Here is a 16,032-nt window from a genome sequence, read left to right as displayed (position 1 = left end):
CCGGGATGGCTCCAAAGCGCGACGAGATTGGGGAATCGTCGTCGCACTTTGGGTTTATCGTTTGAGCATGATCCGCTCGGAAAACCGCTGCACACTTTTCCGGATCATGCTCTAGAATGCGGGGACCATTGCCACGAGCTGTCCTAACGCGGGCGTAAGCATTGCTTGACCGAACGCAGCCTGACGAGAACCAGAGCGCCGGGGAGATCACATCCGACGGCGTTCCGGAGCAATTTGCCGAAGACAAGCCGCAGGGCTTCCGACCGCTGAATTGGCTCAAGCGCGCCGGGCAATTCTTCTTCGCGCTGTCCTTCTCCAGCCTGACCCGCCGCATCGTCTCGCTCAACCTCGCCGGCCTCGTCGCGCTGGTGGCGAGCATCCTGTATCTGTCGCAATTCCGCGCCGGCCTGATCGACGCGCGGGCGCAGAGCCTCCTGGTGCAGGCCGAGATCATCGCCGGCGCGATCGCGGCCTCCGCCACCGTGCAGACCAACGCCATCACCATCGATCCCGACCGGCTGCTCGACCTCAAGCCGGGCGAGACCTATGGCGGCTCGGACGAGTATTCGCCGCTGGACTTCCCGATCAATCCGGAGCGCGTCGCGCCAGTGCTGCGCACGCTGATCTCGCCGACCAAGACGCGCGCGCGCATCTACGATCCGAACGGCAGCCTGCTGCTCGACAGCCGCAACCTCGAAAACGTGCTGCGCCTCGACCTGCCGCCGCCGGCGGAGAAGCCCGGCTTCGTCGAGCGCGGCATGGTCGCGGTGCGCACCTGGCTGAACCGCGGCGACCTGCCGCTCTATCGCGAGCTCGGCCCCGAGAACGGCAACGGCTATGCCGAGGTGGGCGATGCGCTCCAGGGCCAGAAGCGATCGATGGTGCGGGTCAATGCCCGCGGCGAGGTGATCGTCTCGGTCGCGGTCCCCGTGCTGCGCTCGCGCGCGATCCACGGCGCGCTGATGCTGTCGACGCAAGGCGACGACATCGACCAGATGGTCACTGCCGAACGCCTCGCCATCCTGAAAGTCGGCGGCGTCGCGGCCGCCGTCATGATCATGCTGTCGCTGCTGCTTGCGAGCACGATCGCCGGGCCCGTGCGCCGGCTTGCCGACAGCGCCGAGCGCGTCCGCCGCCGCATCAAGGCCCGCATCGAGATCCCCGATTTCACCCGCCGCCGCGACGAGATCGGCCATCTCTCCGGCGCCCTGCGCGACATGACGAGCGCGCTCTACAGCCGCATCGAGGCGATCGAGATGTTCGCTGCCGACGTCGCCCACGAATTGAAGAACCCGCTGACCTCGCTGCGCTCGGCGGTCGAGACGCTGCCGCTGGCGCGCAACGAGAACAGCCGCGCACGCCTGCTCGAGGTGATCGAGCACGACGTCAAGCGGCTCGACCGCCTCATCTCCGACATCTCCGACGCAAGCCGCCTCGATGCCGAATTGCAGCGCCAGGATGCGATCCCGGTCGATTTGCGCCGTCTGCTGACGACGCTGGTGTCTGTCGCCAACGAGACCAAGCTCGGCCACGACGTCGCGGTCGAGACGCGCTTCGAGGGCCGCAGCCCGACCGACACCTTCGCCGTGAGCGGCCACGATTCACGGCTCGGGCAAGTGGTATCCAACCTGCTGTCCAACGCGCAGTCGTTCTCCGAACCCGGCAGCAAGGTGCGCCTCACCTGCCGTCGCGCGCGCGGGGAGATCGAGATCGTGGTCGACGATGACGGGCCCGGCATTCGCGACGACGCGCTGGAACGCATCTTCGAGCGCTTCTACACCGACCGTCCGCATCAGGGTTTTGGCCAGAACTCCGGCCTCGGCCTGTCGATCTCCAAGCAGATCATCGACGCCCATGGCGGGCGCATCTGGGCCGAGAACCGCGCAGGCCCGCCGGATGACGAGGGCGTGCCGACGGTCGCGGGCGCGCGCTTCGTGGTGAGGCTGCCGGCGCTATGAACGACGGCGGGCCCAGCGTTCACGCCTCCGCAGTCAAGGTCGGACAACGGGCGGTGCTGATCCGCGGTCCCTCGGGCTCCGGCAAGTCGCGCCTTGCCTTTGATTTGATCATGGCCGGACGCTCGGGCGTGATCGAAAGGGCCGTTCTGGTCGGGGATGACCGTGTCCATCTGGCGACACTCGGCGATGAAATTGAAGTCCGCCCCGCGCCGGTATTGGCTGGCCTGATCGAGATCCGGGGCCTCGGGATCCGCCGCTGCGACTTCGTGGAGCATGCGACCGTCGGTCTCGTGGTCGATCTGGATGCCGCGGACGCCGAGCGCCTGCCTGCGGCGGATTCGCTGAAAACCATCATTTCCGGTGTCGAAATACCGCGAATCCCTGTTGGCCGCGAATATTCACCCCTCCCATTGGTTGTCGCGGCCTTGACCACTACCAAGAGTTCATCTTCCGTTAACCCCTCGGGCGATTGTTTGAAGGGAAATGGTAACCATATGAACCCCACTATCGCGACCGAATAGACCGGCGCAGCTCCCCTCATCCATCCGTCTAGATTCAGGGAGATACGCAACATCCCCTCTTGCGCAGGGGCTCTGGATGGTCAAAGTGGCGCGTTCGTGCGGTGCACCAAAAGCGCCCGCGAGGAGTTTTCCGATGATTGGTCTAGTACTTGTGACCCACGGGCGCCTTGCCGACGAATTCAAGGCAGCGCTTGAACATGTCATGGGCCCACAAAAGCAAATCGAAGCGATCACGATCGGTGCCGAAGATGATTCCGATCTCTGCCGAAGTGACATCATCGAGGCGGTTAACCGCGTCGATTCCGGCGACGGCGTTGCGATCCTCACCGACATGTTCGGCGGCACGCCGTCGAACCTTGCAATATCCTGCATGAGCAGGCCCAAGGTCGAGGTGCTCGCGGGCATCAACCTGCCCATGCTGGTCAAGCTCGCCAAGGTGCGCGAGGAGCGTCCGCTGCCCGACGCGATCGCGATGGCCCAGGAAGCGGGACGCAAATACGTCACCATCGCCAGCCGCGTGCTCGCCGGCAAATGAGCGACGAGGCGCCACAAGCGGGGACAGGCGTGCCCGCGGGCGCGATTTCCAAAGACCTCCTGATCATCAACAAACGCGGCCTGCACGCCCGCGCCTCCGCGAAATTCGTCCAGGCCGTCGAGCGCTTCGATGCGCAGGTCTGGGTGACGCGCGGCGGCGAGACGGTCGGCGGCACCTCGATCATGGGCCTGATGATGCTTGCCGCAGGACCGGGCACGACGATCACCGTCGCCGCCGCCGGCGCGGATGCCGAAGCCGCGCTCGCGGCGATCGCCGAACTCGTTGAAAGCAAGTTCAACGAGGAAGGGATCTGAGCCGCGCGCTCGGTTGCCGTAGTGCCGTAGGGTGGGCAAAGGCGCGGAAGCGCCGTGCCCACGAACTCATCAGACGTGGGCACGCTGCGCTTTGCCCACCCTACGGCACCTCTCACTTCGCCGGCGGCGCGATGTAGACGTTCCAGCTCATCGCGGGGCCGGCCTTGCCGTGGGTGAAGCGGCGCGTGGTCATCACCACGCGCTCGGCGTTCGGCGCGACCTCCGAAATCCACTTCTCGAACTTGGGCAGGCGTTCGTCGGTCGCATCGACCACGCCGATAAAGCCGTATCGCTTGACGTCGTCGAGCGAGGTCAGTCCGGAGGCCCAGGCTTCGTTCGGCGTGAACGGGCTGGGGTGATCGGGGCTGTAGAACACGATCGGCTGGATCGTCTCCATCGTTCCCGCAACGACTGCCCAGCGCGAGGCGAAGCGCGCGTGCCAGGCCTGGGTCAGCTCGCGCGCGAGCTCGGAGCGCGCGCCATAGGTCGCCGTGTTGCCGGCATTGGCCGTCATCTCGCGCGCGGCGATCCAGGGCGAGGCGGCGAGCGTGGCGACGCTGAGCACGAGCCAGATCGCGACGATGTTGAACAGGCTCGCGCCCTGCACCCGCAGCGTGGGGATCGCGACCAGCGCGAGCGGCACCAGGAAGAACAGCGAGATGCCCCAATCAGTCTTCAGGTAGACGCCGAAGACCAGCGCGCCGAGCGGCGGGCCGAATGCGACGATGATCTGGATCATCCACACGTTCAGCGCCTGCGAGACATTGACGCCGGAATTGGCGCCGCGCGCCCAGGCGCGCGTGACGATGCGCAAGGGCGCGCGCAGCAGCAATGTGAACGACGGCGGCACCAGCGCCATCGCGAGCCCGGCCAGTGCCACCGGCAATGCCAGCAGTCCGAGATTATGCAGCATGTAGCCGGTGACGAGCTGGTGCACCTGGCCGCTGTCCGCGAGGCTGTAAGTGTCGCCGGCATAGGTCAGCGGCACGAAATGCGCCTCGGCCAGCCAGACCACGTGCGGGATCATCGCCACGACCATCGTCACAATCGCGACCCACGGCGCCGGCGAACCCAAAAATCTCATCCGCTCCGGATGGATCAGCGCGGCAAGCCCGATGGCGCCGATCATGGTCAGCACCCAATATTTGGTCATCAGCGCCAGCGCGCCGGCAAGGCCGAGTAGGACGCCGGACTGCCAGCTCCGCTTCTCGAACGCGTTGAGATAAGCGAGCACCAGCAGCGGCAGCGTGACGAGCTGGAGCAGGTCCGGGTTGTACTTGAACCCCTTGAAATTGAAGATCGGGTAGAGCGCGACCATCACCACGACCAGGAACGCGCGCCGCGCGTCCACCACGCGCAAGGCAACCAGCCAGCAGATCACCATGCCGGCGCTGACCGTCGCCATCGCCAACGCATAGGTCGCCCAGTCCGCCGCCGGGAACAGCTTGAACCAGAGCCCGGCGACCCAGCCCGACAGCGGCGGATGCTTGCCATAGCCCCACAGGAATTTCTGGCCCCAGCCATAGGCTTCTGCGACGTCCATGTGAACGTCCTGCGCAGCCTTGAGATTGATCAGGATGAAGGTCCAGAGCACCGCATGGAGGATGGCGAGCTGGATCACCAGCCACAATCTCGCCTCGGGACGGACCGCGCAGGCAACCAGCCAGGCCTGGAAGCGGCCAAAGCTCAGGCGGGCCTTCGTGCGCACTCCAGGGGTGGGAAGAGACGTGGTCGACATGGGCGCTTGCCTAGCGCGTTTTGGCCCATCGTGGAATCAGCTTGGCGTGAACAAAGGCCCTGAAATTACAGCAATATGGTTGCCGCACGGGGATGTGAGTGGTATCCCGCGCCCATGACGACCGTCCCTATTTCCAACATCCGCAATTTCTCCATCGTCGCCCATATCGACCATGGCAAATCGACGCTGGCCGACCGTCTGATCCAGATGACCGGCGGCCTCTCCGACCGCGAAATGGCGGGCAAGGAGCAGGTGCTCGATTCCATGGACATCGAGCGCGAGCGCGGCATCACCATCAAGGCGCAGACGGTGCGCCTGTCGTACCGCGCCAAGGACGGCAAGGATTACATCTTCAACCTGATGGACACGCCCGGCCATGTCGACTTCGCCTACGAAGTCTCGCGGTCGCTGGCGGCCTGCGAAGGTTCCCTGCTGGTGGTCGACGCCAGCCAGGGCGTCGAGGCGCAGACGCTCGCCAACGTCTACCAGGCGCTCGACAACAATCACGAGATCGTCCCGGTCCTGAACAAGGTCGATCTTCCCGCGGCCGAGCCCGAGAAGATCAAGCAGCAGATCGAGGATGTCATCGGCATCGATGCCTCCGACGCGGTGATGATCTCGGCCAAGACGGGCCTTGGCGTGCCCGACGTGCTGGAAGCCATCGTTACGCGCCTGCCGCCGCCGAAGGGCGACCGCAATGCGACCTTGAAGGCGCTGCTGGTCGACAGCTGGTACGACGTCTATCTCGGCGTCGTCGTTCTCATCCGTGTCGTCGACGGCGTCATGAAGAAGGGCAGCCGCGTGCGCATGATGGGCACGGGCGCCGCCTATGACGTCGAGCGCGTCGGCTTCTTCACGCCGAAGATGCAGCAGGTCGACGAGCTCGGCCCCGGCGAGATCGGCTTCATCACCGCCGCGATCAAGGAAGTCGCCGACACCCGCGTCGGCGACACCATCACCGACGACAGGAAGCCGGTGACGGAGATGCTGCCGGGCTTCAAGCCGGCCATCCCGGTGGTGTTCTGCGGCCTGTTCCCGGTCGACGCCGACGATTTCGAAACGCTGCGCGGCGCCATGGGCAAGCTGCGCCTCAACGACGCCAGCTTCTCGTTCGAGATGGAAACCTCGGCCGCGCTCGGCTTCGGCTTCCGCTGCGGCTTCCTCGGCCTGTTGCATCTCGAGATCATCCAGGAGCGGCTGTCGCGCGAGTTCGATCTCAATCTGATCGCGACCGCGCCGAGCGTCATCTACAAGATGAAGCTGACCGACGGCACCGAGATCGAGATCCACAATCCCGTCGACATGCCCGACGTGGTCAAGATCGCCGAGATCCAGGAGCCCTGGATCGAAGCCACGATCATGACGCCCGACGAATATCTCGGCAGCGTGCTGAAGCTGTGCCAGGACCGCCGCGGCTCGCAGAAGGAGCTGACCTATGTCGGCTCCCGCGCGATGGTGAAATACGATTTGCCGCTCAACGAAGTCGTGTTCGACTTCTACGACCGCCTCAAGTCGGTCTCCAAGGGCTACGCCTCGTTCGACTATCATCTCACCGACTACAAGCCGGCCGACCTCGTCAAGATGCAGATCCTCGTCAACAACGAGCCGGTCGACGCGCTCTCGATGCTGGTTCACCGCACCCGCGCGGAGGGGCGCGGCCGTGCCATGGTCGAGAAGATGAAGGAGCTGATCCCGCCGCACATGTTCCAGATCCCGATCCAGGCCGCGATCGGCGGCAAGGTGATCGCCCGCGAGACGGTCCGCGCCCTGCGCAAGGACGTCACCGCAAAATGCTACGGCGGCGACATCACGCGTAAGCGCAAGCTTCTGGAGAAGCAGAAGGAAGGCAAGAAGAAGATGCGGCAGTTCGGCAAGGTCGACATCCCGCAGGAAGCTTTCATTGCCGCGCTGAAGGTGGATGGCTGAGGCGGGCTGGCTTTTACAGTTACATCAGCCGCCGTCATGCCCGGGCTCGTCCCGGGCATTTGCGTTCGGGGACCCGGCAAAACAAAAATATCGAAAACAACCCCATGCACAGTAGACGAGGGCTTGTTTGGATTGGGGTTTCGATTTTTTAGAAATCAAATAGACCCATCGGGCAAAACAGCGGCATGATGGCATTGCGCAATTGCGCATCTGAGAATCCCTCGCACAGTAGGTAACGCAGAGAGATGGATTCCGGGTTCGCGCCAAGTGGCGCGCCCCGGAATGACGACGGTTACGAAAACGCGTAGCCGCCAGCCTTGCCCTCCGCCGTCTGATAGGCCACCATCCCCGCGCGCATCACCAACAAAACCAACAGCGCTGAGGAAACCCATGAGCAAGCCGTCACGCTTCGACTATGGCTGGGTCGTTGTCGCCGCGGGTGCGCTGATGACTTGCGTCGGGTTCGGCACGATGCTGTCGCTGGCGGTGTTTCTGCAGCCGATCTCGGAGGCGATGGGCTGGTCGCGCGCCGGGGTCTCGGCGGCGGCGACGCTGGATTTCCTCTTCATGGGATTTGCCGCGTTCCTGTGGGGTGCGCTGTCGGATCGGTTCGGCACCCGCATCGTGGTGCTCGCGGGAAGCATTCTGCTGGGGCTCGGCCTCGTCACTGCGAGCCAGGCGACAAGCCTGTGGCAGTTCCAGCTTTGCTTCGGCGTGCTGATCGGCATCGCGGCCGGCAGCTTCTACGCGCCGATGATGGCGCTCGCGAGCGCGTGGATCGAGACCAACCGGAGCCTTGCCGTGGCGCTGGTCTCCGCCGGCATGGGCGTGTCGCCGGTGACGATCGCGCCGACCGCGAGCTGGCTGATCACCGCCTATGACTGGCGCACCGCGATGCTGGTGATCGGCATCGCTGCGTGGGCGTTGCTGATCCCGGCCTGCTTCCTGGTGCGTCCGGCGCCGACAACGTCGGGCGCCGCCACCTCAAACGCAGCGCCAGAGGTCGAGCTGACCGCGGCGCAGGCGCTGCGCACGCCGCAATTCATCGCGCTCGCGGCGGCGCATTTCGCCTGCTGCGCCGCGCATTCCGGCCCGATCTTCCACATGGTGTCCTATGCGATGGTGTGCGGCATCGCTCCGCTCACGGCGGTGACGGTCTACAGCGTCGCCGGCGTCTCAGGCCTCGGCGGCCGCCTGCTGCTGGGCGCCCTCGCCGATCGCATCGGCGCGAAGCCCGTGCTGGTCGGCGGCCTGCTCGTGCAGGCGATGTGCATCGCGACCTATCTCGCAGTGGCGCAGCTCGGCGAATTCTACGCGTTGTCGGTGGTGTTCGGCCTCGCCTATGGCGGGGTGATGCCGCTCTATGCGGTGCTGGTCCGCGAATTCTTCGGCGCGCGCATCATGGGCACCGTGTTCGGCGCGGTGTCGGCCTTCGCCAGCCTCGGCATGGCGCTCGGACCGTGGGCCGGCGGGCTCGTGTTCGACAATTTCCAGCGCTACACATGGCTGCATGTCGGCTCCTTCGCGATCGGGCTGGCCGCCGTCGCGGTGGCGCTGAGCTTCCCGACGAAACGCAGGCCATCGCTCGACCTGGGCCGCGCTGCGGCGTGAGGAGGCAACGTGCAACGGCCAACCGTTGATCACGCGCTCACCACGTGATCAACGGCGAACGATGCAGCCAGGTGTCGACCTGCATTTGGTCCAGCACGAATGCCGCAACATCTTCTCGCGAGATGGCTCCGCCATTGAAGCCGCCGAGATCGCTGAGCGCCCGGATCGCGCCGCGGCCGGACTTGTCGTTCAGGACGGCGGGGCGAACGAGAATCCAGTCGAGCCCGCTGTTTCTGACGATCGCTTCCTGCCGGTTCTTGTCGGCATAAACCTTGCGCAGAAGCAGCGGGAAAATCACGTGGTCAAAGACGAAGCCGCCATGGCCGGCACTGTCTCCCGCGCCGATCCCCGTGATGCAGACCAGCCGGAAGACTTGCTCGGCCTTCATCGCGTTCACGAGCGCGCGCGTCGCCGTCGAGAGCAGCGTCACTTCGCGGAATAGGCTCGCTGGGGTACCGAGCGCGCTGACGACGACGTCCTGGCCAGAGACGGCCTCACGCAATGCTTTCTCGTCGCGAGCGTCTCCAACGACGACTCTTGCGCCGCTCAGGTCGCCCGCCTTCCCGGGTGACCGCACCAGCGCGGTCACTTGATGTCCTCGCGCCAGAGCCTGGCTGACGATCCGACGCCCGGTAGGGCCGGTTGCTCCAAGAACCAGCACCTTCAATGGGGCCCTGGCATTATCATCCGCAGAACTGATCATGATGGAATTCCTTGTCGTCGTGGTTGGAGCGCGCTCGTGCCTCAGGCCGAGGCCGCGCTCCCGGACGCGAAGTCGCGATAGGAGCGCAAGGGGCGGCCCAGAAGCGCCGTCAAGCGTTCGACGTCGCCCGCGTCGGGGATCATTCCATCGGTGAGGAAGCGTTCGCTCATCAGCCGCATGTCGAACGCCATCCAGCCCGGCATGAACTGCCTGAGATTCTTCTCGAAGCTGGCCGTATCGTCGCCGCCATAGGCGATCGTGCGCCCCAGCACGTCCGACCAGATGCCGGCGACATCTGCGCCGGTCAGCGTGTGGGGACCGACGAGATTGATGCGGTCCAGCGGCAGTGGTCCTGCGGACTGCTCGCGGTGAACCAGCTCGAGGGCTGCGATCTCGCCGATGTCGCGCACGTCGATCATGGCGAGGCCTTTGCTGCCGATCGGCATCGGGTAGACGCCGTATCCGGTCACCACGTCCTTGATCGTGAGATCGTTCTGCATGAAGTAGGCAGGGCGCAGGATGGTGGCATTGAAGCCCATCTGCTCGATCATCCGCTCGACGCCGAACTTGCCCGCTAAGTGCGGCACGTTCACGTAGAGGTCGCTGTGGATCACCGAGAGATAGACGACCCGTTCAACGCCGGCCTGGCGGGCCAGGTTAAGCGTGATCAGCGCCTGCGTGAATTCATCCGGCACGACTGCGTTGAGCAGGAATAAGGTGGAGACACCTGCGAGAGCGTCGCGAAGCGCATCGACGTCGAGCAGATCGCCTTGCGCGACCGTGACGCCTGCTGGGAAGCTGGCTTTCGCGGGATCGCGGACGAGCGCGCGCACGTCGGCGCCGCGCTTGACGAGCTGTTCGACGACCTGGCGGCCGACGGCGCCTGTGGCGCCGGTAACGAGGATGGTCATGGGGATCACTCCGGGTTTGGGGTTGGAAGACACCCGGAAACTAGCGATCCAAATTCGAACCAATAGACGCTATATCTGGACAGACTGTCTTACTGGTGGAACGAATGGACCTGCTCGCACTTGCCGATTTCAACCTGGTGGCCCGGCACGGAGGGTTCGGACGGGCCGCCCGGGCTGCCGGGCGCCCAAAAGCAACGCTTTCCCGCCGGGTGGCGGAACTGGAGAGCAGCCTCGATCTGCGCCTTTTCGAGCGCGGAGCACGCTTGCTGAAGCTCACCGAGGAAGGCCGGGCGCTGTACGAGCGGACGGCGGCATTGCTCGCCGAGCTTGACGAGACGGCAACCGCGATCGCTTCAGGTGGAGACAGGCCACGAGGCAGTTTGCGGATCAGCGCGCCATTGCTCATCTCGCAAACCGCCATGGGCAAGCTCGCCGCCGGGTTCGCGCTCAGATATCCGGAGGTCCGGCTCGAGATCACGACGGAAGACCGGGCCGTCGACATGGTGGAGGAAGGTTATGACCTCGTGATCCGGGTCAATCCGAATCCGGATGAGAGCCTCGTCGGACGAATTTTCCTGCGCGATCGGCTGGTGGTCGTCGCAAGCCCGCAACTTGCTCCACCCGCGGGCGATATCGCTGTTCCCGTGGTAGTACGCGGGGCGAGCGACCAGACCGCCATCTGGGAGATGACGGCACCGGCTGGCCACCGCGAGTTAAAGTTGATCCGGTCCTTCGCTTGTCGTCGCTTGTCATGGTTCGCGACGCAGTGCGGGCAGGTGTGGGCGCCGGCCGATTGCCGGTGTCGCTCGTGAGCCAAGATCTCGCGGCCGGCACGCTTGTGCATTGGGGCGACGTCGATGGACCGGAGATCGCCTTATGGGCACTCTACCCATCGCGACGACTGCTGAGCGCTCGTGTATCCGCCTTTCTCGATTATCTCAAAGATGCCTTTCCCACGGGAACGCCGGACGAACTGGCAGCCTATGTCGATGGGTAAGACTTGCAGGTTCTCTGAATGCGGCCCTCGAAGCGAAGTGAACCGCCGCTCCGAACCTTGATCCTCCCCGCCAAATAGACCACCATCGCGCATCTCACCGCTCACGGCAGAATGGGCGAGGAAACGCGCATGAACGCAACTCCCGGAGTTGGTCTGGTCGAACGTGCCCGGGCGCTCGCCCCGCTGATTGCGGGCGAAGCGGACGAGATCGAGCGGACGCGGCGGCTGACGCCGGCCGTCGTCTCCGCGCTGATCGAGAACGGCCTTTATCGCGCGCTGCTGCCGCAGAGCCTCGGCGGGGCTGAAGCTCCCATTGAAACCTTCATGCAGATGCAGGAAGAGATCGCGAAGGCCGATGCGTCCACGGCCTGGTGTCTCGGCCAGTGCAGCGTCTGCGCGATGATCGCGGCCTCGCTCGATCGCGATACCGCGCAGGAGATCTTCAACACCGCGCCCGGGATCCTGGCGTGGGGCGCGATCGCGCACGAGGCGCGCGCGGTCGCGGGCGGCTATCGCGTCACGGCGCGCTGGGATTTCGCCTCGGGCTCGCGGCAGGCGAGCTGGCTGGGCGCGCATGTGCGCATCCTCGGGGTTGACGGCACGCCGCGCAGGAACGCCGATGGCTCGCCGGAAGTGCGGACCATTCTGTTTCCCGCCGCAAGCGCGACGTTGCACGATGTCTGGCAGGCGATCGGGCTCGCCGGCACCGGCACCGATTCCTACGAGGTGAGCGACCTCTTCATCCCCGAGCGCTTCACGGCGTTCCGCGACGTGCCGTCCGGCTTGCGCGGGAAGGGACCGCTCTACAGGATCGGCACCGGCTCCGCCTTCAGCCTCGGCTTTGCCGCGGTGTCGCTCGGCGTGGCACGCGCGACGCTGGATGCGGCGATTGCACTTGCGCGCGAAAAGCGGCCCTCGCTGGCGGCCGGCGCGATGCGCGACAAAGGGGCGGTGCAGGGCCTGATCGGCCGCACCGAAGGCGATTTGCGCGCCGCGCGCGCCTATCTTTATGCCACCGCGGCTGCGATGTGGCACGAGCTGTCCGCGACGGGTGAGTTCAGCGCATCGCAGCGCGGTGCGACTGGCCGCGACCTGGACCATCCATCAATCGACAAAGGTGGTCGACACCGCCTATCACATGGCCGGCGCGACCGCGGTGTTCCGCAGCAACCCGTTCGAACGCCGGTTTCGCGACATGCACGCGATCGCGCAGCAGATCCAGGCGCGGGACACGCACTATGAGGATGTGGGGAAGGCGATTTTGGCGGCCAGCGTCGATGCCAAGCGGTGAATTCGTCTACGCCTTGCGGGCGCCGGGCAGCCGGCCTCGCCAGCCCATGCCGATCACCAGGGCAATCGTCAGAAGGAAAGCCGCGGCGGCGGCGAGGTCGACGATGCGGTCGCCTCCTGAGCAAATGTCCTGGTTGAGGCACGCGCGGGACAGGACGCCGCTTCGGACCAAGGCTGCGACCACGCCGAAATAGAGGAAGACGCTGAGCGCAAGATAGACGAGCGTACGCCGCAGCCGCGAGGGCATCGTCGGATCATCCTCACGCCGCTCCGTGATGAACTGGCCGGGCTTCGCCCTGGCGGGATCGCGGATCTGCACGGTCGAATGCGTGAGTAGATCGTGAACCGCCTGGTTGCGGCGCGTGGCAGCCAGGATCACGAACGAATACCAGCCCAGGATGCCCTTCACGGCAAAGCGTGCGAACGCCTTGGCGAAGCTCAAATTGCCGCCGCGATCGTCGATGACGCGCAAATTCGTCCAGATATGCCCGAGCGTTCCGCCGGCGCGCCAGACGAGCACCGGCTCGTAGAGCAGCAGGATAACGACGACTGCAACGCCGAGAATCCGGCTGAGCCCATCGCTCGCGACATTGCTCGCGATCGCCAGGGCGCCGAACAGCAGGGCCATCGCCAGCATCCAGTCGAGCAGAACGGCCTTGAACCGCCGCGAGAAGCGGGCATAGCGCGGTCCGGCCAGCGGAGGAGCATCGGAGGTCATGAGAGAAGCCGCATCGGTTCATTCGATCCCTGAGACGCCGCCAACCTGCGGCAGGTTCGACCATCCGCCAGCAATCGCATATGACGCGCATGCTTTGGGACGCGCAAGTTTCTGCATGACGGCCTCCTGTGCCGCTCACGCCACCAGCGCGGCGTCCTCGCCGTCGATGCCGCGTTGCGCGGCCAGCAGGCTGATGATCTCGGCGTTCGGCCTTGCCTTGCTGAACAGGAAGCCCTGGCCTTCGTCGCAGCCCTCGGTGCGGAGGCAGCTGAGCTCGGCTTCGGTCTCGACGCCCTCGGCGGTGATGATGACCCCCAGGCCTTTGCCGAGGCTGACGATGGAGCGGATGATCGCCTGGGCCTCGCGGTTGGCCCCGAGATCCCGCACGAAGGACTGGTCGATCTTGATCTTGTCGAACGGGAAGCTGCGCAAATAGCTGAGGCTGGAATAGCCGGTGCCGAAATCGTCCATCGAGATGCGCACCCCGAGCGCGCGCAGCGCATGCAGCGTCGCCAGCACCTGCGCGCTCTTCTCCAGCAGCAGCGTCTCGGTGATCTCGAGCTCGAGCCGCCGCGGCGGCAGGCCGGAATACCTCAAGGCGTCCGTCACGATCGAAAGCAGATTGCCGCTACGGAACTGCAGCGGCGACAGATTGACCGCGACGCGAACGTCGTCCGGCCAGGTCGCGGCGTCCAGGCACGCCCGGCGCAGCATCAACCCGCCGAGCGGATTGATCAGGCCGGTGTCCTCGGCGACCGGAATGAACTCGGCCGGCGAGATCATGCCGCGCTCGGCATGCGGCCAGCGCACCAGCGCCTCGAAGCCGGTGATGCGGCCGCTCTGGAGGTCGATCAGCGGCTGGTAATAAGGGCGCAGCACGTCGTTCTGGATCGCGTCGCGCAGCTCGACCTCGATCTTGCGGCGGGTCTGCGCTTTCGCGTCGAGCGCGGCCTCGAAGAAGGCGAAGCTGCCGCGCGCGTCCAGCTTGGCGCGCGACAGTGCCATGTCGGCGCTCTTGAGCAGCTTTTCGGAATCATCGCCGTCGCCGGGCGCCATCGCGATGCCGATCGAGGCGCCGATCACCACGGAATGGCCGTCGAGCAGATAGGGATCGGCGATCGCCGCAAGCAGACGTTTTGCCAGCATCACCGCGTCCTCGGGGCGCGTCAGGCCGCTCTGCACGATCGCGAACTCATCGGAGTTGAGCCGTGCCAGCGCGTCTTCCTCGCGCAAGGTGGAGCGCAGCCGCTTGGCGACGCCGCGCAGCAGCTTGTCGCCGACCGCATGTCCCAGCGTGTCGTTGACCGACTTGAAACTGTCGAGCCCCAGCATCAGCAGCGCGACCTTGTCGGTGCTGCGCCGCGTGTGCAGCAGCATCTCGTCGACCTGCTGGCGCAGCAGGCTGCGGTTCGGCAGGCCGGTCAGGCCGTCGTGCTGGGCCATGAAGGCGAGCCGCGCCTCGGCGCGCTTGCGTTCGGTGATGTCCATCAGCGCGAGCAGCACCGCCGGCCGCTCGGCATAGGTCAATTCGCGGGAATAGATCGCAAGGTCGATCAGCGCGCCGTCGGCCTTGACGTGCTTCCAGGTGCGGCCGGCCTGCTCCGCGCCGGTCGGATCAGCGGTCCAGGGCGGCTCGCTGTCGAAGGCCTGCAGCGAGCGGATCTTCAACCGCTCGAAGTCGGCGCGGCTGTAGCCGTAATGTGCGACCGCGGCGTCGTTGACGCCGAGGATGTGCTCGTCGTCCAGCGCGCAGACGATCATGGGAACGGGATTGCCGTCGAACAGCAGGCGGAACGAGGCCTCGCGCTGCTTCAACTCGGTGATGTCGACGCGCAGGCCGACGACGCCGCCATCGTCGGTCAGGCGCTCGTCGATCAGGATGACGCGGCCGTCCGACAGCTTCTGCTCGTGGCGTGCGCCGGGCTGATAGAGCCTTTGCAGCCGCTCGGCGATCCACTCGTCCTCATGGCCGATGGCCTCCGGATAGTCGCCGCGGGCGACGCCGATGCGCAACGTGTCTTCGAGACGCGCGCCCTCTTCGAACAGATCGGCGGTCTTGCTGTAAATCTCGGCGTATTTCTTGTTCCAGAGGACGTAGCGGCCTTCGGCGTCGAGAAATACGATGCCCTGCGGCAGGATGTCGACGGCCTGGCGCAGGCGCTCATGGGATTTGCGCGCGTCCGCGATCGCGGCTTCCGCCTCGGCACGGCTGCGCAGGACTTCATCGCGTTCCGAAAGACCTCGCGGCGCGCGCGCGAAGCGCGGCTTGCGCGGCGATTGACCAGCCCGGGCAAGCACGCTTTGCTTTCGTTTTCTTGTTTTTCGAGACCCCAAACCCAACTTCACTCGTCCCAGTCGCGCCCAACGGCGCAAGTTTTGGGGCAAGTGTCTGAAAAAAAAGTAATCTTGGGTGGCCCGGCCGGCCGGGGCCGCGCCTTGCGGCAACTGTAAACCGGATCGATTTGCCTGTTTGAGAGGCGCAGCAGCGTCACAGGGCACGGCAAACCTGTTGCCTCGCCGCTAGCGGAGAAAGACGTGACGCAAATATGCGCGCTATTCATGATTCAATTCCGAAAACGCATCAGCTTGCATGCAGGACGAAAACGGCTCTCGCTCCGCGCAAGAATTTTGGTCAATGCAGGATACGGTTATCGCAGTGTTAAGAATCCGGCTGGCCCCATGAAAAAACCACGACTTTTGGACGACCCTGTTGGATATGGGGATCGACATGCCGGGCGCGCCTTCGCACTGGGGCAACGGCCGTCAAGACGCTGTGAGATCGTCCGCCGCAGCACAGCCCGATTCTTAAC

At 65.3% G+C, this 16,032-nt stretch carries 11 protein-coding genes and 2 pseudogenes; 8 read left to right on the top strand and 5 right to left on the bottom strand.

Features of this window, described 5'->3' with window-relative positions; all coding sequences use genetic code 11:
- Window positions 1-161 precede the first annotated feature (161 nt).
- The 4 genes from CV770_RS25525 (at window position 162) to CV770_RS25510 (ending at window position 3,328) form a co-directional block, all read left to right on the top strand.
- Entirely contained in the window at window positions 162-1,958 is a 1,797-nt protein-coding gene (locus CV770_RS25525; protein ID WP_201760035.1) for a sensor histidine kinase, read from the top strand.
- Complete coding sequence (locus CV770_RS25520) at window positions 1,955-2,479, top strand: HPr kinase/phosphorylase (protein ID WP_104464322.1); 525 nt, start codon at window positions 1,955-1,957, stop codon at window positions 2,477-2,479. Before CV770_RS25525 ends, CV770_RS25520 begins: the two co-directional genes overlap by 4 nt.
- A gap of 133 nt (window positions 2,480-2,612) precedes the next feature.
- Window positions 2,613-3,014, top strand: coding sequence for a PTS sugar transporter subunit IIA (locus CV770_RS25515; protein ID WP_007597752.1), 402 nt, complete (start codon window positions 2,613-2,615; stop codon window positions 3,012-3,014).
- Window positions 3,011-3,328 (top strand): HPr family phosphocarrier protein, encoded by a 318-nt coding sequence (locus CV770_RS25510; protein ID WP_104464321.1) that lies wholly within the window; start codon window positions 3,011-3,013, stop codon window positions 3,326-3,328. Before CV770_RS25515 ends, CV770_RS25510 begins: the two co-directional genes overlap by 4 nt.
- Before the next feature lie 112 nt (window positions 3,329-3,440).
- Here CV770_RS25510 and CV770_RS25505 read toward each other — a convergent pair whose 3' ends face one another.
- Window positions 3,441-5,066: a glycosyltransferase family 39 protein gene (locus tag CV770_RS25505; RefSeq protein ID WP_104464320.1), complete on the bottom strand. Its 1,626-nt coding sequence runs from the start codon at window positions 5,064-5,066 to the stop codon at window positions 3,441-3,443.
- Window positions 5,067-5,180: 114 nt separating this feature from the next.
- Here CV770_RS25505 and lepA point away from each other — a divergent pair, with 114 nt between their 5' ends.
- Both lepA and CV770_RS25495 read left to right on the top strand, forming a co-directional pair.
- Complete coding sequence (gene lepA, locus CV770_RS25500) at window positions 5,181-6,992, top strand: translation elongation factor 4 (protein ID WP_104464319.1); 1,812 nt, start codon at window positions 5,181-5,183, stop codon at window positions 6,990-6,992.
- A gap of 390 nt (window positions 6,993-7,382) precedes the next feature.
- Complete coding sequence (locus CV770_RS25495; protein ID WP_104464318.1) at window positions 7,383-8,603, top strand: MFS transporter; 1,221 nt, start codon at window positions 7,383-7,385, stop codon at window positions 8,601-8,603.
- A 37-nt stretch (window positions 8,604-8,640) separates the two neighbouring features.
- Here CV770_RS25495 and CV770_RS25490 read toward each other — a convergent pair whose 3' ends face one another.
- Both CV770_RS25490 and CV770_RS25485 read right to left on the bottom strand, forming a co-directional pair.
- A complete protein-coding gene (locus CV770_RS25490) occupies window positions 8,641-9,306 on the bottom strand; it encodes an NAD(P)-dependent oxidoreductase (protein WP_104464317.1) in 666 nt (221 codons plus the stop codon).
- Between the two features lie 41 nt (window positions 9,307-9,347).
- Window positions 9,348-10,217: an SDR family oxidoreductase gene (locus CV770_RS25485; protein ID WP_104464316.1), complete on the bottom strand. Its 870-nt coding sequence runs from the start codon at window positions 10,215-10,217 to the stop codon at window positions 9,348-9,350.
- Window positions 10,218-10,321: 104 nt separating this feature from the next.
- On the opposite strand from CV770_RS25485, the pseudogene CV770_RS25480 reads away from it, so the two are divergent.
- Together CV770_RS25480 and CV770_RS25475 are read left to right on the top strand one after the other, a co-directional pair.
- Window positions 10,322-11,214, top strand: a pseudogene (locus CV770_RS25480) (LysR family transcriptional regulator).
- Between the two features lie 111 nt (window positions 11,215-11,325).
- Window positions 11,326-12,505, top strand: a pseudogene (locus CV770_RS25475) (acyl-CoA dehydrogenase family protein).
- Between the two features lie 6 nt (window positions 12,506-12,511).
- On the opposite strand, the gene CV770_RS25470 reads toward CV770_RS25475, so the two are convergent.
- Window positions 12,512-13,222, bottom strand: coding sequence for an RDD family protein (locus CV770_RS25470; RefSeq protein WP_104464315.1), 711 nt, complete (start codon window positions 13,220-13,222; stop codon window positions 12,512-12,514).
- 135 nt (window positions 13,223-13,357) lie between these two features.
- The gene (locus tag CV770_RS25465; RefSeq protein ID WP_104464314.1) at window positions 13,358-15,520 is read right to left on the bottom strand and encodes a putative bifunctional diguanylate cyclase/phosphodiesterase; all 2,163 of its coding nucleotides are present in this window, start codon (window positions 15,518-15,520) and stop codon (window positions 13,358-13,360) included.
- Window positions 15,521-16,032: the final 512 nt, after the last annotated feature.

It is taken from the genome of Bradyrhizobium sp. AC87j1 (assembly GCF_002936975.1).
GTDB lineage: Bacteria > Pseudomonadota > Alphaproteobacteria > Rhizobiales > Xanthobacteraceae > Bradyrhizobium > Bradyrhizobium shewense.
Note: the sequence above shows the minus strand (reverse complement) of the source record. Positions and strands in the feature narration are given on the sequence as shown.